The following is a 20977-nucleotide window of genomic DNA, read 5'->3' on the forward strand; positions in this document are numbered from 1 at the left end:
GACATATTGCGCAGCTCTAGTATTAAACGTCATCTCATTTTGTGCGGTTTGCAAAACTGTTACTTCTCAAGGTGACACTCCTTTCGACCATGCCTTCGTAACTCCGGTAGGCTCGCCTCCGGCGTAGCAAGCTCGCCTATCGGTGTAGCGAGCAGGCGGGCTCAAGGTGACACTCCTTTCTTTCATGTCATGGCTTTGGATGTTATCACCTGCAGTTACGCAAACTAAGTCTTCCTGCCGCTGTAGGTGTTGTCACCTACAGCTATCCAATCCAGGACTACCTGTGATATTGTTCTTCGATTTGCCAATGATCTACATCCACCTGTTGGTCACAAGGCCAACATGGGCGTTATTTCACCATTCCCGTCCTTCTTTTTCGCCCCATGCCGACCAACCAGCTTCCATGCCTGACTTTATCCCCTCCATGGCTCATTATTTACTAACCATGGTAGTAATATGTGCTCCATGGTCTATTTTCTCACTTCCATGCCTCATTGTGCGCTATTCATGTTAGTATTTTACTAACCATGGTAGCCATGGCGGGTGCCAGGTGGGCCATGGCGGTGAACTAATCGTCATGGAGCGAGAAAGATGGCCATGGAGGCGTAGATAGGTGGTATGGCAGGTAGTGATACAGCCATGGTCATGAATTATTCGCTGATTTTTAGGATAAACTTGGCAAAAACGCGATGATTCGTTCTCTTAGTGCTCAAATTGGATTTTTACGATGACAATAGAGCGCGCAGAGCGGTTAAAGCACTTTTCTGAATACTACTTTTCGAAGAAACTCAAAGAAATACGCCAGCTAATAGCGGCAGGTAAGCCTGTGATCAACCTGGGCATTGGGAGTCCTGACCAGCAGCCTCCCCAGCAGGTGATCGCTACGCTAAAGTCTGGCGTAGATGCTGCCGATGCGCATGGTTATCAGCCGTATCAGGGAATCGCAGCACTGCATGCCGCGGTGCATGGCTTCTGCCAGCGCTACTATCATGTAGACACTTCGGCACTACAGGTGCTTCCGCTCATGGGCTCCAAGGAAGGGATTACGCACATTTCGCTGGCCTACCTCAATCCCGGAGATCAGGTGCTGGTGCCCTCTTTGGGGTATCCCACCTATACCTCAGTCACCAAAATGGTGGGTGGTGAGCCGGTGTATTATCCCTTACAGGAAAATCAAAACTGGGAGCCCGACTGGGAGTGGCTAGACCGGCTGGATACCAGCAAAGTAAAAATCATGTGGATCAACTATCCGCACATGCCTACGGGCACGGTAGCATCTTCAGGGTGTATGGAGCGACTAGTAGCTTTTGCGCGAGCGCGTGGACTGCTGCTCTGCCATGACAATCCCTACAGCCTGGTGCTCAACGATACTCCACAGAGTATTTTTTCTGTGGCAGGGGCTGAGGAGGTTTGCATAGAGCTCAACTCACTGTCCAAAGCCTTCAACATGGCTGGCTGGCGCGTAGGCTGGCTCATGGGTAAGCCGGAGCTGGTAGCACCCGTATTGCAGATCAAGAGCAACATGGACTCGGGCATGTTTAAGCCCATTCAGCAAGCTGCCGTGCAGGCTCTTCAGCTTTCGGAGGAATGGTTTGCTCAGCTCAATGCGGTGTATCGCAAGCGCAGGGGGCTGGCCTGTGCCATTATGGAAGCGCTGGGTTGTACCTATGAGACGGATCAGGCAGGCATGTTTGTGTGGGGCAAAGTTCCCTCCGGTACGGGAGAGGAGCTGAGCGACCGGCTGCTCTACGAACACGATGTTTTTGTCACACCAGGCTTTATTTTTGGTACGCAGGGTAAGGCTTATATTCGCATTTCGCTGTGCTCCACCGAAGAAGTGCTGCAGGAAGTAATGAGTAGAATCGCATGAAGGTATTATTTATAGGTACAGGGCTGATAGGCGGCTCTTTTTCTCTGGCTATGCGCAAACACGGCCTGCTGACCGCTGCGGGTGGCTATAGCCGAAATCCGAAAAACCTGGACAAATCCATAGCTCTGGGCATTATCGATCAGAAGTTTGATACCATGGAGGCGGGCATAGCGTGGGCAGACTGGATCATCTTATCCATCCCTGTAGATGCTATTGTGAAGCTGCTACCAGGGATTTTGGATCAGCTAAAACCCGGGCAGGGCGTGATTGACTTTGGGTCTACCAAGGGCACCATCTGCGATGCAGTAGCCACCCACCCCAACCGATCACAGTTTTTGGCGGCCCATCCCATAGCTGGCACGGAATACAGTGGCCCGGATGCTGCTTTTGATACGCTTTTTGATGGCAAGCTGATGATCCTCTGCAACGAAAACGAAACAGATGCTGCCCTTACCTCATCTTTTCGTATGGCATCCGAAAAAATCGGGATGCAGCTGGAAAGCATGGAAGCCCATGCGCACGATCGTCACCTGGCATACATCTCTCATCTGAGCCATATCACCTCTTTTGCGCTGAGCAATGCCGTGCTGGAGAAAGAAAAAGATGGCGACATCATCCTGGAGCTGGCTGGCTCTGGGTTTGCCTCCACCGTGCGGCTGGCCAAGAGCTCGCCGGAGATGTGGGCGCCCATATTCATGGAAAACAAAGACAAAGTGTTGGAAGCCCTCGATGACTTTTTGGACCAGGCCCAGGCGTTTCGTACCATGCTCAAAGAAAACCGATCCGACGAAGTGTTGAAGTTTTTAGAGCAGGGGAGACTGATCAAAAAGGTGATCGACTAAATTGTATTTTTCTGATATTTTTGGGGAACTGTATCCCTAAAATCTGGTATTTTCGGAGGGCTCGTTTAATTTTTTTGATAGGATCAGGCCTTGAGTAGTGAGTCCTGATTATCTTTCGTTTACACTGCCTTATTAATGTACATGCTATTGAAAAACCTTATTGCTGTTTGCATACTGACCTGCGTGCTGTGCACTCCATGTATGCTGTGGGCCCAGGAGGAGGCCACCTCCACGGATGAGTGGCTTGCCGCCTATGAGCGAGGTGCACAAAGTGCTGAAGAAACGCTCGATACCCTGCTCACGATGGCAGATCAGGCCTATTATCGCTACGACTATCCACTACTCGAAGAGCTGCTGACGGCCAGTTTTCCCCTTACCAAAAAAATAGCTGACCAGCAGCTGCTGGGGCGTTTTCGCTGGCTGCGTGCTGAGTGTAAAATGAACACTGGCGACCGGGCAGGGGCGGTGGAACTGCTACAGCAATCCATGAGAGATTTTCAAGCAGCGGGAGATTCCATTCGCTATGTAGAAGTCCTTCGCCGCATGGCCAATAACCACGACTATCTGGGCAACCACGAAAATGCCATCAAACTATACGAAGAGTGCTTGCAGTTGGCGGAAGAATTGGAGCATTGGAAGCTGAAAGCGGCGGTTTTTGATAATTTAGGAGGGCTTTATAGCGAAGAAGGTAATTTCGAGAAAAGCTTTGAGTATTACCTTCAGGCTGAAGAGTTGGCGCGATCTATAGGCTATTCAAGAAGGCTTAGGAGCATCCTTCATGGTGTAGCGATAGCGCACAGATTTCAAGGAAACGAAGCAAAGTCTTTGGAGTATACCCTGAAAATGGGCGCAGAAACCGTCAATCTAAAAGACTCAGGTTTTTACTATCAATGCCTGGCAGCGCATCACTTGAGGTTTGGGCCTAACTACAATGCCTCCGAAAAGTATGCTCTGAAAGCTTTGGAGATAGGACAAAAGATCAAAAACGAACAATTAAGGACCAATGCCTATGATAAGCTGGAGCAGATCTACTATGCTACCGGCAGGTACAAAGACGCCTACCACGTGGCCAAGACCCTTCATGCGGAGAGCGACTCTCTCTATAACCTGGAAAATACTAAGCTCATAGAGACGATCAATGCGCAGTACCAAACGGAAAAAAGTGAGCGTGAGTTAGCCGAGAAAAACCAGCAGTTGCAGCAGGCTACTTATCAGGTAGAGCGGCAGGAGCGCAATCTTTTCATAATGGGAATGATGGCTGTGCTGCTGCTGGCGATCGTTTTTTTGGTCTATAGAGGATATGTTTTGCGCAAGCGGTCAGAGGCGCTTCTGCGAGTCAAAAACGATGAAATTCAGCGGCATGTTGATCAGGTGGAAAATGTAAACGCCACCAAGAGCCGGTGGTTTGTAAACGTGGCCCATGAGCTGCGCACACCGCTGACGCTCATTGCCGGGCCTATACGCCGGGTGCTGAGCAACTATGACCTGCCTGGCGAAGTGCGGGAGGACCTAAAACTGGTAGATCGCAATACCAACAGCCTGACGGGGCTGGTCAATGAAATACTGGACCTCTCCAAGCTGGAGGCTGGCAAAATGGCACTCAGAGAAGAAGTAGTCGACCTAAAAGCACTGGTCGTGCATCTGGTAGAGGGTTTTGAATCTCGTGCGGTGCAGCTGGGCGTGAGTCTGCATGTGGATATCTGCGATGAGGTGGCCTTGCAGGCCGATCGTGATAAGCTGACCAAGCTCCTCATCAACCTGATCAGCAATGCACTGAAATTTACCCCGGCAGGAGGAGATGTGCAGGTGTCGGTAAGGCGCTTTGAGGAGGAGGTGATCGTGGCAGTGCAAGACAGTGGCCATGGCATCCGCAAGGAAGACCTGCCCTATATCTTTGAGCGGTTTTACCAGTCGTCGGACCCCAATGTGGAGGCCAGTGGAGGCACAGGCATTGGTCTGGCTCTCTCGCGAGAGATTGCCCTGATGCACGAAGGAGAACTGTCGGTCACCAGTGAGGTAGGAAAGGGGAGCACTTTTAGGCTAGCTCTGCCGGCCAGCCGTGTGACCAGCCAGGTGAAAGCAGCACCGGACCAAACCACCATAGCGCCAAACGAAGAAGTGCGCTTGCCGTCTACTGCTGACAACCCTACGCTACTGCTAGTAGAAGACAACTCTGACATGCGCAGCTATATCGGCCGACTCCTGGCGGATCAGTTTGAGGTACTGGAAGCGGGCAATGGACTACAGGGGCTAGAGGTATTGAAAGAAAAGTCCGTGCGCTTCATTATATCCGATGTGATGATGCCGGAGATGGATGGTATTTCGTTTTTGAAGGAGGTAAAAGCACATGCCAAATGGAAGCACATACCTTTTGTGCACCTTTCGGCTCTGTCCGATACCGAAATGCGAAAGGAGGCCTTGAGGATAGGTATCGATGACTTTTTGATGAAACCTTTTGACCCTGAGGAGCTCATCATCCGCGTACAAAACCTGTATGAAAACTACCTGAGCAGAGTGGCCCATCAGGAAGATGCCGACGAACACGTCTCTTATGAAGACCGCATGCTCTCCAGGCTACGCGAAGAGGTGCTGGCCAACCTGGATGACAGCCACTTCAACGTACTGCGGCTGGCAGATGCAGCCGCCATGAGTGAGCGCCAGCTGTACAGATACCTCAAGGCACATACCGGACTCACGCCCAATCGATTTATTCAGGAAATAAAGCTCAACAAAGCCATCGAACTGGCTGAAAACAAAGTGTACGTAAGCACCGCAGAGCTGGCTTCCGCTTTGGGTTTCAAACAAGCCTCTTATTTTTCTACCCTGTTCGAAAAGCGCTTTGGGCGAAAGCCAACGGCTATTCTGAAGGAGCAGTGAGTGCTGCCATCACCTGCGCCTTGTAGGTGCGTGAGATAGGTAAATTTTGCTCAGCTATTTTTACAGACTCCCGGTCAAAAGCGGCTACATGGTCTGTATTGACCAGGTAGGAGCGATGGATCCGTAAAAACTGCGTGGGAAGCTGCTCGGCCAGTTTGCTGATCTTTTCGCGTGTGATCACCGTATTTCCGCTATTCAGATGGATTTTCACATAATCTGCGAGGCTTTCGATGTACACAATCGCCGTAAGTGTGAGTAGCACCTGCTTTCGGTCCGACCATACCACGAGAGTTTGCTGTTGGTTTTTTTGCTGTTCTTCGTGCAGGGAATCCAGTGTGGCCTGCTGCTGACGGTAGCGCCGGATCAGCAGGATAAACGCTTGCGCAAATACGATGCAGTACAGCGTAATGGTGAGCAGCACCACATTGGTAGAGGCGGGGTTCAAAGCTGTAAAATGATAATTGGCCAAAATGATGAGTGCCACGATAAGGACGACCAATTCCAGGTATAACGACAGGATGATCAGGTAGAGCAAGTACAGGCCAAATTTCCAATAGTTGCGCGGGAGCAGGTAGCGCGGTACCAGAAAATAGTTGAACAAATAAGACGTGGCCAAAGCTACGGGTAGCAGCAGCGCCACAAAATAGAAAGCTTCTATATACCGGCCATTGGATTGGCCAAAGGCGATGGTGAGAAAAAACGTCACCAGAGTCCAAAAAATCACATGAGGAGCAATGCGCATGATTTGCTAATGTTTACTTCGAATTTGGGCATTTTCAGCGAACTAAACAGCGAATATCGACGAACTGCAGGTTTGCCGCCGGTTTCTACCTTGCCTGCGGAGGGTGCTCCAGCCACCTTTGGGACAGTTATTTGTTTCACTTTAATTTACACGATGATGTTTGAATTATTTGTCATGGGTGGCCCGCTCTTTATGGGCCTGATTACGCTTACATTTTTAATTGCTTTGATTGTGGCTACGGTCAATGCTTTTGCCATTTTTGGAGGCGGTGAGGAAGCTGCCAAAGGACTCCTGCGGCTATCGTATGTAAAATCCATAGGCCTTTTGGCGCTCGTGCTGGGCGTACTGGGGCAGATGATTGGGCTATACAGTGCCTTTGAGGCCATTCAGGAGATGGGCTCTGTGTCACCGGCCATGCTAGCTGGTGGGCTGAAGGTGTCGTCGATTACCACCATCTGGGGGCTGATCTGCTATGTGCTTTGCCTGCTGGTATACCTGGGGCTTTCGGCTGTTGCCAAAAAACAATAGCGGAAAAGCAGCTCCACTCAACGAGTGAATAGGGGCACTCACCGAGTAACGGTCATTCGTGCTGGGGGAGTTGCTACTTTAGCCTTAAGAATCCGTGGTTGGGAAATAAAAAGGATTCTTGGTTGGGAATTGAAAAGCCTGTTTGGAACGCAAACAGGCTTTTTTTATGCGCTAGTGTTTTTTTTGGAGTATCGCGAATCTTTTGTTTTTTTAGTTCTATTCATGGGGCTAGCCATATTTCTGGGGGATGCTACCCTAAGCACCTACAATTGGCTTACCGGTTTGTGTTCATGTGGCAAGAAATGGTTTGATGGAGAATGAAAATAGCTTAGAGGGGCAAGCCAGATATAGGGTATGAGTGCTACTATATTTGGATGTTGGTATTCATTATTCTCCAGATTCAGACTGAATCGGATTTTCAGATTTATCTGACTTTCTCAGTGAGTTAATAGCTCTTGGAGCACCAGTACCCCCAACAAAACCAGTAAGAAAGGTTAACCAAGGAATGAAATAATTCTCTTTGAATAGCAAGATTAAAACTGTCAAGCCAACTACAAGAAAAAGACTACCAACAAGTACATACCTCAATGTTTTATTGTTAGTGCCAGAACTTGCAATTCTTGCTAACTCAATTTCCTTAATTGCGTTTGTTCTTTCCGTGTGGAACTTGATAGCATTGTCTTCATTTTTAGCCATCAAATCTAGAAGTTTGTCCTTCTGATCTTTATCGAACTCCGACAAATCAATATTACCTCTTGAACCTTTGTGAAGTGACATTATCTCCAATTCCTGTAAAATCTGATTTACTTTACCTGGAACCGGAACCGCTGGAGTGGTCGATTCTTCACTCTCTTCTTGTTTCTTCTTAGGGGTAGGCTTATTTGTCACTTGCTATTGAATGCTTTTTGCTTTTGTAATAAAAAAGTTTGGTGTAATCACTAATCTGACTTTCATCAGATTCTTGATTGAGAGCAAACCTAAACGCATGCTTTAAATAGTTACTTAATTCATCAGAGTAGCTTCTAACAAATAGGGTAGACTTACGTCTTAAGTATGATTCTCTAATTAAATCAGAGAGGTAATTGATCTCTTCATCAGAAAGTTCGTTCTTTCGAGCAACCTCTTTAAGCGACTCAAGAATTACTTTATAAGCATTATCCAACGCCTCTGAATCAACTCTCTTAATAGGATTGTCTATTGTAGTTTCCATTGCTTTAGCATTCATCGTAACAACGAATGAAACACCATTATAGTTTGACAGGTCAAAAACTTACGCTATTTAAACAAAAAAGTAAAGAAAATTAAAACGAATACCAACAATCGCTAGAATGAATGCGCCTAACTGCCTCTTTACTGGCTTCAGGGCGAGCTTCACCATGAATCAGTCGCTGAGAAAGGTCAGTGCTTTCTACTGACTTCAGCTCGCAGGGTTTTTCACTTTCAGAACGCAGTGCCACTTGGAAACTGTTGTGCTTGTGGCGCACTTCAGCTATTTTAGCTATACCTGCCATCATTGGGTACACTAACCGATAGTAGATCGTTAGACAAAAGCCTCATCATGAGAACATTCATATTAGCTTGCATGATTTTTATCTCCGGAATTGTTAGTGGACAACAGAACGGATTGAACAAAATCAAAGAATATGACCTATCCAACATATGGACATCCGGTGGAACAACTGACATTGATGAAACGGATTTCTTTACAACCGAGCGACCTGATTTTCGTGGATTTATTGGTGATAATTACCAGAGGATTTACATTCAAATTGATGAGGTGGTTAAAGACCATCTTAACCCTTTAATATACTATGTGAGAGGATATTCAGAAGTAAAAGGTAATAGATGTTCATTTCTAGGAAAAATAAAAATCGATTCAGCCCAAATAACGGAACGTGGACAAATTTTCGAAGGTGCAGACTATTTGGTGGACATGAACAAGGTAACTCATAGGGGTACTGTTGTTTGTTCATATCAATTCTTTGAAAACAGAAATCAAAAATGGACAGGCTTTTTCAGCGGTCAACTTCGAACTCAGTTCTATTTAACAACTGATGGCCAAATTAAATATGATGCAATTGGAGGTTTCTCAGATTCCTATATGAACAACGCATATATTGGAGCTTGGACAAGTTACTCATCTGGAAACAGTAAAACTTGTAACTGGGGAGAGTTTCGAATTCCTGAATCAGGTGATTTAGATATTGGATCCGGTGATTTTTCCCCTACCCCTAAGTATATCGAGAACGGCTGGGAGGAGAACTGAAAAGCCTATATCTAAAAGACTTCTACAGTATCCGAATTAACGACCAATGGCGGATTATTTTCCAATGGGAAGAAGGAAATGCTAATAATGTTGAAATTGTTGACTGTCACTAGAATAATATAGCATATGGAAAAGCTACCGAACATACATCCAGGCGAAGTTTTATCAGAGGAATTTTTGCGACCTATGGGAATTTCTGCTTATCGATTATCAAAGGATCTGCATATTCCCCAAACAAGAGTGAGCGAAATACTGAAAAAGAACAGACGCGTAACTGCTGACACAGTTTTAAGGCTGAGTAGGTACTTCGGAACAACTCCGAAATTCTGGCTTGGGCTTCAAGATGATTATGATATTGAGGAGGAACTTGGCAGAAAGACTGACGAACTAGAAACAATAGAAAAGGTAGCGACAACTTTGTGAAAATATGAGCCATGAACACCCAGCTACAAACCAAAGGAGCAGCTCACCTAAGTGAGCCACCCCAATTATAGCTGTATTCCAGTGATGTTATTTCGCCACCACCCGAGCGGTATGATAGCTCACATGGCTGAGCACCAGGTGACTCGCCCCTTTGGAGACTTCTAAGGAAAAGGACCCGTCACGATCTGAAACCGTGCCATTGGTAGTGCCTTGCTCGATGATGTTGACGCCAGCGAGGGGCTGGTTGTCTTCCCCATACACCGTGCCTATCCACTTGCCATCGGTATGTTCGGCATCTACTTTCATATTGGGTTTTTCTGGTTGGGGCGTGTCCTCTTGGTTGGCTACAGCACCATCACCCAGAGCGAAAATGATCGGTAGCACCATGCGTACTTTTACCGCTTTGCCTCGTTGCTTACCCGGTATGAAGTTTGGAGATGCTTTTACCACTCGGATTGCTTCTTCGTCCAGCAGAGGGTCCACGCCTTTGACGACCTTTACATCGCTCAGGCTGCCGTCAGGCATCACGATAAATTGTACATATACCCGACCTGTGATGCCCTTTTCTTTGGCTGCAGTCGGATAGGTCATTTGCTCACTCAGGAATTCATAGTAGGCGGTCATGCCTCCGGGAAACTCGGGCTGTTCCTCCACCACGGTAAAGACTTCTTCGTCCGATTTGGATTTTTGAGCGATGTAGTCCAGGTTTTTGCCATCTTTTACCAGGGCCAGATAGATCTGTCCGGCGTTTGCGCTGGACTTGTCTACCCGCATGGAGTGGATAGACTCAGGGTCTATGTCCTGCAAAGCTGCTACCTCACTTAATTTGGAGTCGAGCGCTTTGTCATCAGTTGTTTCTACCGTAACTTCCACGAATACCAGGTCATCTCGCAGTGCCGCTACATCTTTCTGCATATCGGCGGGGAGTTGATCAAAGGAGATCATGTTGCTTTTGGAGCCCATATCTTTGAGCTCTGCGTCCAATTCTTCATTGCAGGCAAACGCTATGGACAGGAGCGTGCTGAGTACCGCCAGTGTACCTAGCTTCCAGGGTTTGATTGTTTTCATTTGCAGTTTCATTGCTTTTAGTCGTTTTAAGATTAAACCATCATGAAATGAGCTGGCCATGCTCATCCCATGTGCTTTTAAAGTAGCACTGATCAGTACGTTGGAGTATTGGTCGAGCGGGCAGCTTTTCAGGGCATATGCGTCGGCCTGATACTCATGTATTTTCTTCATTTCATTTCGTGCAAACCACGCCCCGGGTAGCCACCAGCATACCGCTCTGAATACTTCCAGCAGCAGGATGTCGTAAGTGTGTCCCAGGCGAGCATGCGCTTGCTCGTGTTGGAGTATGAGTTGGTATGATTCGTCCTTTTCGGAAATATTGGGGTCTATAAAAATCCATTGGAAAAACGTAAAACTTCCTTTCACGCCATGTGCCTTACGTACGGTGAGGTTGTTGACCCTTTCGGCACTGCTCTGACTTTTGAGTAGGAAAAGACGAAGGATGCTATAGCCAATTCGCATGAGTAGCAGCACCGTGACGATCCAGTAGGTATACAGTGCCAGGCTGGCCAGGTCTAAACTCGAGTTTGACTGGGCAGCGATCACTGCGGGCGCCATGGTGTAAGTTTGGGTAGCCGTAGGCAGGGGATTGGTTTCAAACAGTTGCCAAAAGGCCGGCAGCCGGAGAGCAGGTATGATCAGCGCAAGTGCTGTGGTGCCTAGCAGGTACAGTCTCATCTTGCCATACTGCCGCTCCTGGCGGAGTAGTAGGCAATAGGCAGCTACCAGTATGCTGTGAATGATGGCAAGTTCTATGAAGTAATTCATGGCTTCTGCTGTTTTAGTTCGTCGAGCAGCTGCTCCAGCTCATTGATACTCAGGTTGTCTTCTTTGGTGAAAAAGGAAACCATCTGCTGGTAGGAGCCACTGAAGTATTTGGATACAAATCCTTTCATAAAGGTTTTGGTATAAGCAGACTTGGTGATAAGCGGATGGTATTTGTAGGATTTGCCATGCGACTCGTGCCCGACAAAGCCCTTTTGCTCCAGAATACGCACAATGGTACTCACAGTGTTGTATGCGGGTTTGGGCTCTGGTAGCTCTGCGATTACCTCCTTTACAAAGGCCGACTCTAGCTGCCATAGTACCTGCATGATCTCTTCTTCAGCTTTGGTAAGTTCTTTCATTCGGTTAGTTTTTATCCGGTAAAACTAAATTCTTAGTTCAAAACTAAAAGTTTAGTTGATGAATGCAAATTATTTTAACTAAAAGTTTAGTTGATAGGGGTGCTGAAAATTTGAAACAGGATAGGGTGGTATAGAATTGATAAGGTTTGAGGTTGTATTTGGGATGAATTATTAAAAAATGAATGTTTTTTTTATGAAAATTTAAATAAGTGTAGGTGAATAGCTCTTTTTGATACACTTTTGCATTCGAGTCAGCTATAAGAATTTTTTAAACCGAGCCAACCAACAAGCCAATTCAAGTGGACTTTTTTTTAACCAAACCTTTAGTTAGCAGACTTTAATTTCCCATGAATCGCCGAACCCAACCCAAATTCGGGCTACTTTTTGTATGCCTGTGTTTCACTATGTTTTCTTATGCCCAATCCAATGTCACCGGTAAGGTGGTAGACGGGGCTGGAGAACCCATTCCTTTTGCCACTTTGCTTTTGCCCGATGGGCCTATAGCTGGTACTACTACAGATATTGAGGGTGAGTTTTTTGTACCCTACCTGAATGAAGGGCAGTATACCTTTCAGGTGAGTAGTGTGGGCTTTAGGACCGAGCTGGTACCTTTTACAGTAGCAGATCAAGATGTAGATCTCTACATAGTGCTTACCGATGACCTCTTAGAACTTACTCAGGTGATCAAGACAGGAACTTTTAATCCTTTGTCTAAACTGGAATCCAGTGTAGCTATCACTACGGTGAACTCTACGGAAATACGGAAACGAAAGCCACAAGGTACCGGTGAGCTTCTATCTTCAGTACCCGGTGTATATGTAGACCACAGTAGTGGAAATATCAACAGCCGCATCATCGTGCGTGGCTTGACAACCGGAACTACGAACTTGCTGGGCCAGGCGTCTGGGTCTGGTTTTCGCTATGTGTCACTGCAAGAGGATGGACTACCGGTAATCAGTACTATATCTAACAGCGCCGCGCCGGATTATTTTCATCGGGTAGATCATACCGTGGGAAGGCTGGAGGCCATCAGAGGAGGGAGTTCATCGGTCACAGCAGCCAATTCCCCAGGTGGCATATTTAATTTTATCTCCAAGACAGGAGGGGTAGATTTTGGTGGAGAAACGAGCATGACCTATGGCTTGTATGACAATGGTCGATGGATGTCCAGAGCAGATGTGGGCATGGGTGGGCCTTTGAACCGAAACTGGCGCTGGTATGCCGGCGGCTTTTACCGACATGATAACGGCCCCAGGGAAATCGATGGGGTAGCCAATGCTGGAGGTCAACTAAAGGCCAACCTGGCTTATGTAGGAGAAGAGCTGATCGTGAAGTTTTACGGTAAATACCTCAACGACAAAAATACCACCTATGGCAACGTACCTACCAAAAGTGTAGGTGAAGGAGGGAAGTTTGAGTCTTTTGACGAGCGTTATTCTGCGATTTTCCCCTCGTTAACGGCGGATGTCAATGATTATTCGACGGGTAGCAATCCAACTTTGCGATCGTTCAATTCCGCAGATCGGGCGGCTTCTGAGTCGATGATGCTCGGCATAAACATAGACTACACGCTGGGTAATGGCTGGTCTATCTCCGAAAAGATGAAAGCCAGTTTACTTAGCCAACGCATCAATCAGTTTACCGAAGTACCCGGAGCTTCTCCAGATTATGCTGCTTATGGCATGGATTTTTATGACGTAAGTACTGGCAACAGTATTGTCATTGAGGATGTGACTAATAATTTTATTACACTTTCGGCCATGGATTTCAACGTGTCTATGGTGGACGCCATCAATCAGGTTTCACTGATTCACGAGTCCGAGAATCATCGCTTTACGCTAGGAAATTTTTCGTCATATAACCGATCCAATTTTGCCTACAATTTCAATTTTCTCAGCGCATTGTTGGAGCCCCATAACCAGCTGGTAGGGATGCGTATCCCAAATCCTTATATTGGTTGGGAATATGCGGATGGCTCAGCTGTCTCCGGTCCGCAGTACTATCAGGTGACCAACGAACATGGTTTTTTCCTGACGAACCCCATTATGCTGCCGGGTAGTGAGCTCAATACCGCTATTATTGCCGGGTATGTAAATGAAGAGTGGAGAGTATCCGAACAATTTACAATTGATGGTGGAGTACGGCTGGAGTACATCAAACACTTTGGCCATAAGGAAGGATTCGGCAATGCTTTGGAAACGGGCATCACGCCACTATACAACCCTGATGACCGCCAGGCCAATCCAGCTTTTAATCCGGCTCAGCCAGTGTCGGCACAAAACCCTCCATATTTCCCTAATGCCGTGTTGGCGAATGGCCTGGACAATGATCCATTTACCTTCTTTGATGGGGCTACGAAATATGCCAATGGTCAGCAGTATGAGTTTGACCACAGCTATCTGTACTGGTCTGGATCTCTGGGATTCAACTACAAGTTTAGTGAGCAGCTGGCGGGCTTTGCCCGTGCAAGTAGAGGGGTGAAAGCACCAGATGTAGATTACTACGTTTACAATTTTGATAATGTGGCCATCAACCCCCAAACTGCCGGGGTGAACTCTTTTGATGATTTGCTGGAAGAAGTGCGCCAGGCCGAACTAGGTGTAAAAGTGAATGGACAGACGTTTTCATTGTTTTCCACTGTGTTTTACAACAACCTGAAAAATGTTCCTTATTCCACATTGGGTACCACCTCTACGCTGGAGACGTTCTTTACGCCCACCACTTTCAACGAGTCCACTACCTATGGCTTAGAAACCGAAGTGATTTGGAAACCCGTGGATCAGTTGAAGCTTCGTGTAAACGGCACCTATCAGTTGCCGGTATGGAATACGTTCAAGTACTATGATATAGACTCCATCACTTATCAAAGTGCTCAGGGAGTGACTGTAGATCAGGAGCTGTTTGATCGGTATCAGCTTACGCTAAAAGACAAAACCATCGCAGATTTACCTGACTTGTTTGTGAATTTCGATGCGGAATATGAGTTAGGGGCACTAACGCTGGGAGCCGGGGCCAATTATGTGGGCAAGCGTGCTTTCAATGTGCATGCCGTGGAGTATGCTCCGCAGTTTATCACCTTTGATGCCAGTGCGAGTTTGGCTTTGGGCCAAATGACCATCAATCTGGATATAGACAACCTGACCAACACTTTAGCCTATACCAATTTTTCTACCTATCTGGGAGCGTCTTTGTATCGCGAAAGCCTTACCCGTGAGCAGATTGAAAGTTATCAGGCATCGGGCAGACCTGTACTCGGCACGCCTATCCTTCCCAGGTTGGCAAGAGTTTCAGTTTCATACCAGTTTTAAGGAGGTTGCCACAAAACTAAAAAGCCCTCGCTCAATCCATACTGGGATTGAACGAGGGCTTTTTTTAATCCGTCTGTATCAGCTTACCATTTCACTGCCACCTTGCCGATGGATTGGCGTCCAGCAAGAAATTCGTGAGCCTCTGCCAGCTCTTCATGGGCAAATTCTTTACCCACAGTAGGCTTTATCTCTCCTTTCTCGGCCATGTCGATCACAGCTTTGAGGCAACGCTGAAAGGTTTCTGGTTTATGATCGGCTATACGGAGCATGTTGATACCCAGCATGGAGGTGCTGGACGATACAAATTTGATGGGGCTCCACCAGCCAAAACCGAAAAGCAGCTTCAGCATCTTTACGATGTTGCCTTTAGCGTCTGTCATTTTCGAAGCGCCATAAATTATCACACGTCCTCCAGCATTGAGGAGGGCATAGTCTTTCTTCACATAGTCTCCACCAATGGGGTTAAACGTAGCGTCTAGCTTTCGCCCAAAACCGAGGTTTTCTATTTTTTGCTGATAGTCTTCTTCGCGGTAATTGATCGGGTGATCCACCCCAAGGTCGCGCAAGTACTGGAGCTTTTCTTCTGACCCTGCGGTGCCAAAGAGCACACACCCTTTGCGTTTGAGTAGCTGCACTAGCGCTGTGCCTACTCCGCCAGCTGCAGCGTGGATGAGTGCATGGTCGCCCGCATGAAGCGAAGCGCATTCTTCTGCGGCATAGTAGGCGGTAATGTACTGTGTAGCGAGTGCGGTGGCTTCACCTATGCTTAGGCTTTCCGAGATTTTAGCCACGGCTATAGCCGGTGAGATCACATGATCTGCATACCCTCCAAACCGTGTAAAAGCCAGCACGCGATCACCGATTTCCAATCCGGTAACTCCTTCTCCCAAAGCCTTTACGTGCCCGACATTTTCATAGCCGATCACAGCGGGCAGTGGCGGGCAGTCCCGATACATCCCCAGCCGGGCCATCACGTCAGCAAAATTGAGCCCAAAACCTTCAGATTCGATGAGTACCTCTCCTGCAGCAGGTGAGGGTGTGGGCTTTTCTTGTAGTTCGAAGGCTTCGGATGCTTTGCCGTTTTTGATGAGTGTGTAGGTCTTCATATGGGTCTGAAATTTATGATTTATTGGTTTGGAAGTAGGCGGTAAGTTTGTTGTTCATGTCTGTCTCACTCATGTATTTTGGTGAGAGCGACTCCTGCCCGGGGAAGTTTTCCATGTGCAGCGTCTGCGTAGGGAAAGCGAAGTTGACACCCAGTTCTTTGCCTAGCTTTAAGATCTCCATCAGTACTTCATGTCGGGCTTTGAGCTCGGCGGTCCAGTCGGGCACTTCAAAGAATATATAAAACATGATGTTTAGTGAAGAGGAGGCCATCTCATTGAAAAAGACGTTGTAATAGTCTTTGCGTGTATCGGGGTGGGTTTCCACAATTTGGCGGAGGCCTTTTACAAATGTTTCAATGAGCTCCGGGGGAGTGTCATAGGTCACGGCTATTTGTGTGAAAAACCGCCGGTACTGGCGCATGCCGTGATTGTCGATGGTACTATCTGCCAGCCGACCATTCGGAACGTACATGAGCGAGTTGCGAAAGGTCCGCACGCGTGACGAGCGAAAGCCTACTTCCTCCACAGATCCATCGATTTCACCACTAGTGATCCAGTCGCCGATCTGAAATGGCCGGTCGATGAAGATCATCAGCGACCCAAAAAAGTTTTTGATGGTATCCTGTGCAGCCAGTGCAAAGGCCAGACCTCCTATGGATAGTCCGGTGAGTAGCGGGATGATGGGGATGTCCAGATTTTCAAGGATGAAAAGGGTACCTATCCCTACTACGAAGGTTTTTAGCGTTTTGCGCAGCAGCGGTACAAGTTGGTCATCCAGTGTGCTTTCGGTGTTTTTGGCCAGGTTTTCCAGGTACATGGCCAGGATATCTACCAGGCGGTAAAAGACAATGGTGCCAAACAGCGGAAGCAGGGCTTTGAGCGCTAGCATCACCCAATGTGCTGTAGAAGGTGGTAGCTGTAGCACCGGTAAAAATACCCGTAGGAGTAAGATCACCGCAAAGATGCTGATAGGTCTGGCTACAGGCAGCATGAAGTGGTCCGCCAGTTTTTCATATCCGGCCCGAAGCAAAAGGCGTGTGAGCAATTGCTCAAAAAAGTAGCTCAGCACCTTGTGCACCAGCACGCTCAAAAGCGCAAGAATCAGCACACCCAGGTACTGATACATGTAGAGCCCCATGATTTTGCGTGTCCCCATTTTAGGGAGCAGGTCCAGCAGCTTGTCGGTGCCGAAAGGAAAGGTTTGTTCGTGGAGTTCTTCTATCAGGTCTATGGAAGAAATGCTGTATTTCCATTGATCGCCTACCTTTTCCAGATAGATTTTCGGATGGCTGGAGTCCATTACATAGTGCGCCCGGTTTCTAACTGTATCTCTGTAGTTGATGTCTCGGGGTACCTCTTCCATTTGGATGAAAATGCCTTCTCCATCCCATATTTGTTTCAGCTGTACGGCACGCTCTTTTGCGGTAGCCGGGTCTACGCCCTCACGCTGAAAAGGCAGGGCTGCCAGCTCCTCACTGTAGTGTTCTGGGGAGAGGTAGTACAGATGGGTATAGAGGGCAGCATAGGGAGATTTCAGGTCGGTGTATACCGAGTCCTGACTATGGGCTACCAGCGTACTAAAACAAAGACAAATCCAAAGCAGTTGCTTACTCATACTTATCGTGTTTATCCGGCAAAGGTAAGCGTTATTCCCTTTAACTTTGGAACCCTAAAAAAGAGTAAAATAGTTATGAATAATCCGTTTTTGGAACCCTACAATACGCCTTTCGAGGTGCCTCCTTTTGATCGCATAAAAAACGAACATTACATGCCAGCGCTGAAGGAGGGTATCTCCAAAGCTCGAGCGGAAATACAGGCAATTGCCGACAGTGACGAAGCACCTACTTTTAAAAACACTATAGAAGCTATGGAGGCAGGTGGAGACCTGCTGGAGCGTGTCACCAGTGTGTTGTTTAACCTCAACTCTGCGGAGACCAACGATGAACTACAGGCTGTGGCGCGTGATGCCTCACCGCTGCTTTCAGAATTTGACAATGAGATCAAGCAAAATGAAAAACTCTGGCAGCGGATCAAAGATGTCTACAGCCGAAAAGAGGAGTTTGACCTCACTGACGAACAAAAAATGCTACTGGAAAAGACCTACAAGGGCTTTGTGAGAAGTGGTGCGGATCTGGATGGCAAACGAAAAGAGCGATACAAGGAAGTTGCTATTGAGCTCTCTAAATTGTCGCTGCAGTTTGGTGAAAACCTGCTGGCTGAGACCAATGATTACCTGCTGGTAATCGATGAAGAAAAAGACCTGGCAGGCCTGCCAAAAGATGTGGTGAGTCGAGCTGCGGAGACCGCAAAGCAAAAGGGCCATGAAGGGAAATGGGCATTTACGTTGCAAGCGCCCAGCTATATACCGTTTATGGAATACGCCGACAAGCGCGAGCTGAGAGAGGAGCTGTTTAAAGCATACATGCGTAAGGCTTTTAAAGGCAATGACCGGGACAACCAGGAGATTGTGAAAAAGCTTGCTGCGCTGAGAGCCGAAAAAGCAGCGTTGTTAGGGTACAGCACCTACGCCGAGTATGTTTTGGAAGAGCGGATGGCCGAAACTCCAGATAAAGTGCAGGATTTTTTACAAGATCTACTTGAGCGAGCTATGCCTAAGGCCAAGGAGGAAGTAGAGGAGATCAAAGCATTTATGCAAGAATTAGGTGCAGACCATGACTTGCAGCGCTGGGACTGGGCCTACTACTCAGAAAAGCTTAGAAAGAAGAAGTATGACCTGGATGATGAGCTCACCAAGCCCTACTTTAAGTTGGAAAACTGTATCGACGGAGTTTTTCAGACTGCAGAAAAACTGTTTGATATCAGCTTTCGAAAGAATGATGAGATTCCGGTCTACCATGAAGATGTACAGGCCTACGAAGTATTGGATGCGGATGGTCAGACCACAGCCATATTCTTCGCAGACTTTTTCCCTAGAGATGGGAAACGTGGAGGTGCCTGGATGACTTCCTACCGGGACCAGCGCAGGTTCGGAGGAGTAAAGGTAATTCCTCATGTAAGCATCGTTTGTAATTTCACACCTTCTTCGGCAGATACTCCTTCACTTCTAAAATTTGACGAAGTGAAAACGCTTTTTCATGAATTTGGACATGCCCTTCACGGTATGTTGGCTGACACCCATTATGCGAGCCTGTCGGGTACGCATGTGTATTGGGATTTTGTAGAGCTCCCTTCGCAGATCCTCGAAAACTGGTGCTATGAGAAAGAATGCCTCGATTTGTTTGCAAAACACTATGAAACAGGAGAGTTGATTCCTGCCGAATACGTGGAGCGATTGAAGAAAAGTGCTATTTATCATGAAGCATATGCCACAGTGCGTCAGCTGAGCTTTGGGCTGCTAGACCTCAACTGGCACCACATTACTCCCGAGCGGGCAGGTACTATAGATGATGTGAGTAAGGTAGAGCAGGAAGCATTTGCTCCCACAGACCTCTTTCCGGCTGTGCCTGGCACCAATATGAGCGTCCAGTTTGGACACATCTTCGGTGGAGGCTATGCCTCAGGGTACTATAGCTACAAATGGGCTGAGGTACTGGATGCAGACGCTTTTTCGGTTTTTCAGGAAAAGGGCGTATTTGACAAAGAAACAGCCCAGCGTTTCAAAGCTACTGTTTTGAGCCAGGGAGGTACACAGCATCCGATGGATTTGTACAAAGCGTTTAGAGGGCAAGAGCCCAAGCCAGACGCACTTCTCCGGCGAGCCGGGCTGAAAGACTAATAGGTGATGTCGCTGTAGACAGTCTTTTTTTCTTGTTTGAGCTCTTCGTTGAGGTCTGAAACAAGTGCATCAAACTCGGCCTTGAGCTTTTCTAATTCCAGAGGAGCATGAGGCCGGGTTCCAAATACCCGTTCTTTTTCACTAGGAGAGATTAGGGTTTCCCTATAAGAACGATCAGCCAACACACGATTGAGCTGCGCACCTACCACACCCAGTAGACTTAGCGAATATTCCGGGTTGAATTTGAGCTGTTTGTCAGGAATGGCATACAGCACAGAGCTAATTTCGTAATTCGAAAGGTTGATAGGATCATTCGCATCACGCTGAAGGGTGCTGAGCAGGCGAATCATCTTTTTCAAACCACCGTTGCATCGCTGGTCCTTAGCATTTACCCGTGCTATGTTGAGAAAAGGAAGGTATTTTCTTCGGGTCTTTTTATCAAGGTTATATTCGCATATACCCCGATCTATTTCACGCTTGGTACTGATGAAATCCGGATTGTCCAGCCAGATCGCAGGAAGGATTTTTACTTCACAGCTAGGCTTGGACGACTGCAGGATGATGCGTTCTTTGGTGCTGTAATCTACCTTGGTGAATACACCTGCGCCACTCAGCGTCTGCATCACATGGGTGGCGATGTTTTCTACTTTTATCCATGGCTTTTTGTCTAGCGTGCGGGCCAGTATGATGAGCTCTACGCCTCCATAAAGTACAATGTGGGTTTCGGTCTGAATAGGACCTTGATAGCGAAAATCTACGCCCACACCTGTGGCATCAAAGGATTTTTCTAATCGTTCTTGAATCCGCTTGGCGATATGATAGGTCTTGTAAGCGTAGGAAGGGTCAATCTCCTCCATGGCTTCCAGTGCATATTTCAATACCTCCGAATATTCAGATTCATGGAAGGCATCCGATACGATAGATTCTCGTAGTGCTTCGTCATATCTTCTACCAAGCAGATTTTCTAACAAAACACTATAGTCTTTATTCATAGAGTAAGGCCGTGATGATTAGCAAAATAAGTATTCGAAGTGAAAATATGAATTTAAAGTTAATAAACTGGCGAGTCTCAGCGCTATTTTTC

The 20977-nt window shown here is 47.3% G+C and carries 17 protein-coding genes; 9 read left to right on the forward strand and 8 right to left on the reverse strand.

Annotated elements, in window-relative coordinates:
• Positions 1-727: 727 nt before the first annotated feature.
• The 3 genes from C7460_RS20220 (at position 728) to C7460_RS20230 (ending at position 5589) form a co-directional block, all read left to right on the forward strand.
• Positions 728-1870 (forward strand): pyridoxal phosphate-dependent aminotransferase, encoded by a 1143-nt coding sequence (locus C7460_RS20220; protein ID WP_115869960.1) that lies wholly within the window; start codon positions 728-730, stop codon positions 1868-1870.
• Positions 1867-2712: a prephenate dehydrogenase gene (locus tag C7460_RS20225; protein ID WP_115869961.1), complete on the forward strand. Its 846-nt coding sequence runs from the start codon at positions 1867-1869 to the stop codon at positions 2710-2712. The genes C7460_RS20220 and C7460_RS20225 overlap by 4 nt, the downstream gene beginning before the upstream one ends.
• Positions 2713-2859: 147 nt before the next feature.
• Positions 2860-5589, forward strand: a complete 2730-nt coding sequence (locus C7460_RS20230; RefSeq protein ID WP_221409592.1) for an ATP-binding protein — start codon at positions 2860-2862, stop codon at positions 5587-5589.
• On the opposite strand, the gene C7460_RS20235 is transcribed toward C7460_RS20230, so the two are convergent.
• Positions 5570-6331: a LytR/AlgR family response regulator transcription factor gene (locus tag C7460_RS20235; RefSeq protein WP_115869963.1), complete on the reverse strand. Its 762-nt coding sequence runs from the start codon at positions 6329-6331 to the stop codon at positions 5570-5572. The two genes, C7460_RS20230 and C7460_RS20235, sit on opposite strands and share 20 nt — an antisense overlap.
• A 153-nt stretch (positions 6332-6484) precedes the next feature.
• Between C7460_RS20235 and C7460_RS20240 the strand changes: the two genes are divergently transcribed.
• Positions 6485-6859 carry a MotA/TolQ/ExbB proton channel family protein gene (locus C7460_RS20240; protein WP_170148118.1) on the forward strand — a complete coding sequence of 125 codons (375 nt, stop codon included), beginning with the start codon at positions 6485-6487 and terminating at the stop codon, positions 6857-6859.
• A 387-nt stretch (positions 6860-7246) separates the two neighbouring features.
• Here C7460_RS20240 and C7460_RS20250 read toward each other — a convergent pair whose 3' ends face one another.
• Positions 7247-7747 (reverse strand): hypothetical protein, encoded by a 501-nt coding sequence (locus C7460_RS20250; RefSeq protein WP_115869966.1) that lies wholly within the window; start codon positions 7745-7747, stop codon positions 7247-7249.
• Positions 7737-8069: a hypothetical protein gene (locus C7460_RS20255; protein WP_147303033.1), complete on the reverse strand. Its 333-nt coding sequence runs from the start codon at positions 8067-8069 to the stop codon at positions 7737-7739. Before C7460_RS20255 ends, C7460_RS20250 begins: the two co-directional genes overlap by 11 nt.
• Before the next feature lie 348 nt (positions 8070-8417).
• Between C7460_RS20255 and C7460_RS20265 the strand changes: the two genes are divergently transcribed.
• Genes C7460_RS20265 through C7460_RS20275 form a run of 3 tightly spaced genes read left to right on the forward strand, consistent with a single transcriptional unit; the run spans position 8418 to position 9548 of the window.
• On the forward strand, positions 8418-9125 hold the full coding sequence (locus tag C7460_RS20265; RefSeq protein ID WP_147303034.1) for a hypothetical protein: 708 nt from the start codon (positions 8418-8420) through the stop codon (positions 9123-9125).
• The gene (locus tag C7460_RS20270; protein ID WP_394340439.1) at positions 9122-9238 is read left to right on the forward strand and encodes a type II toxin-antitoxin system RelE/ParE family toxin; all 117 of its coding nucleotides are present in this window, start codon (positions 9122-9124) and stop codon (positions 9236-9238) included. Before C7460_RS20265 ends, C7460_RS20270 begins: the two co-directional genes overlap by 4 nt.
• 13 nt (positions 9239-9251) lie before the next feature.
• Positions 9252-9548, forward strand: coding sequence for a HigA family addiction module antitoxin (locus C7460_RS20275; protein WP_115869970.1), 297 nt, complete (start codon positions 9252-9254; stop codon positions 9546-9548).
• Between the two features lie 87 nt (positions 9549-9635).
• Here the strand turns inward: C7460_RS20275 and C7460_RS20280 are convergent, their stop codons facing one another.
• Positions 9636-11384, reverse strand: coding sequence for a M56 family metallopeptidase (locus C7460_RS20280; RefSeq protein ID WP_115869971.1), 1749 nt, complete (start codon positions 11382-11384; stop codon positions 9636-9638).
• Positions 11381-11743, reverse strand: a complete 363-nt coding sequence (locus C7460_RS20285) for a BlaI/MecI/CopY family transcriptional regulator (RefSeq protein WP_115869972.1) — start codon at positions 11741-11743, stop codon at positions 11381-11383. The genes C7460_RS20280 and C7460_RS20285 overlap by 4 nt, the downstream gene beginning before the upstream one ends.
• 347 nt (positions 11744-12090) lie before the next feature.
• Here C7460_RS20285 and C7460_RS20290 point away from each other — a divergent pair, with 347 nt between their 5' ends.
• Complete coding sequence (locus C7460_RS20290; protein WP_115869973.1) at positions 12091-15051, forward strand: TonB-dependent receptor; 2961 nt, start codon at positions 12091-12093, stop codon at positions 15049-15051.
• 83 nt (positions 15052-15134) lie between these two features.
• Here C7460_RS20290 and C7460_RS20295 read toward each other — a convergent pair whose 3' ends face one another.
• Positions 15135-16157, reverse strand: coding sequence for a zinc-binding dehydrogenase (locus C7460_RS20295; protein ID WP_115869974.1), 1023 nt, complete (start codon positions 16155-16157; stop codon positions 15135-15137).
• Between the two features lie 13 nt (positions 16158-16170).
• Entirely contained in the window at positions 16171-17772 is a 1602-nt protein-coding gene (locus C7460_RS20300) for a mechanosensitive ion channel family protein (RefSeq protein ID WP_115869975.1), read from the reverse strand.
• A gap of 75 nt (positions 17773-17847) precedes the next feature.
• On the opposite strand from C7460_RS20300, the gene C7460_RS20305 reads away from it, so the two are divergent.
• On the forward strand, positions 17848-19893 hold the full coding sequence (locus tag C7460_RS20305; protein ID WP_115869976.1) for a M3 family metallopeptidase: 2046 nt from the start codon (positions 17848-17850) through the stop codon (positions 19891-19893).
• Here C7460_RS20305 and C7460_RS20310 read toward each other — a convergent pair.
• Positions 19890-20885 carry a hypothetical protein gene (locus C7460_RS20310; protein WP_115869977.1) on the reverse strand — a complete coding sequence of 332 codons (996 nt, stop codon included), beginning with the start codon at positions 20883-20885 and terminating at the stop codon, positions 19890-19892. The genes C7460_RS20305 and C7460_RS20310 overlap by 4 nt on opposite strands.
• Between the last annotated feature and the right edge of the window lie 92 nt (positions 20886-20977).

The organism is Marinoscillum furvescens DSM 4134 (assembly GCF_003386095.1).
Classification (GTDB): Bacteria; Bacteroidota; Bacteroidia; order Cytophagales; family Cyclobacteriaceae; genus Marinoscillum; species Marinoscillum furvescens.

Bases quoted from the DNA above. Each gene is read 5' to 3' on its own strand.
- C7460_RS20305 (WP_115869976.1), top strand. From the start codon at position 17,848: ATGAATAATCCGTTTTTGGAACCCTACAATACGCCTTTCGAGGTGCCT.
- C7460_RS20235 (WP_115869963.1), bottom strand. From the start codon at position 6,331: ATGCGCATTGCTCCTCATGTGATTTTTTGGACTCTGGTGACGTTTTTT.
- C7460_RS20275 (WP_115869970.1), top strand. From the start codon at position 9,252: ATGGAAAAGCTACCGAACATACATCCAGGCGAAGTTTTATCAGAGGAA.
- C7460_RS20225 (WP_115869961.1), top strand. From the start codon at position 1,867: ATGAAGGTATTATTTATAGGTACAGGGCTGATAGGCGGCTCTTTTTCT.
- C7460_RS20290 (WP_115869973.1), top strand. From the start codon at position 12,091: ATGAATCGCCGAACCCAACCCAAATTCGGGCTACTTTTTGTATGCCTG.
- C7460_RS20295 (WP_115869974.1), bottom strand. From the start codon at position 16,157: ATGAAGACCTACACACTCATCAAAAACGGCAAAGCATCCGAAGCCTTC.
- C7460_RS20285 (WP_115869972.1), bottom strand. From the start codon at position 11,743: ATGAAAGAACTTACCAAAGCTGAAGAAGAGATCATGCAGGTACTATGG.
- C7460_RS20310 (WP_115869977.1), bottom strand. From the start codon at position 20,885: ATGAATAAAGACTATAGTGTTTTGTTAGAAAATCTGCTTGGTAGAAGA.
- C7460_RS20220 (WP_115869960.1), top strand. From the start codon at position 728: ATGACAATAGAGCGCGCAGAGCGGTTAAAGCACTTTTCTGAATACTAC.
- C7460_RS20265 (WP_147303034.1), top strand. From the start codon at position 8,418: ATGAGAACATTCATATTAGCTTGCATGATTTTTATCTCCGGAATTGTT.
- C7460_RS20240 (WP_170148118.1), top strand. From the start codon at position 6,485: ATGATGTTTGAATTATTTGTCATGGGTGGCCCGCTCTTTATGGGCCTG.
- C7460_RS20280 (WP_115869971.1), bottom strand. From the start codon at position 11,384: ATGAATTACTTCATAGAACTTGCCATCATTCACAGCATACTGGTAGCT.
- C7460_RS20255 (WP_147303033.1), bottom strand. From the start codon at position 8,069: ATGGAAACTACAATAGACAATCCTATTAAGAGAGTTGATTCAGAGGCG.
- C7460_RS20300 (WP_115869975.1), bottom strand. From the start codon at position 17,772: ATGAGTAAGCAACTGCTTTGGATTTGTCTTTGTTTTAGTACGCTGGTA.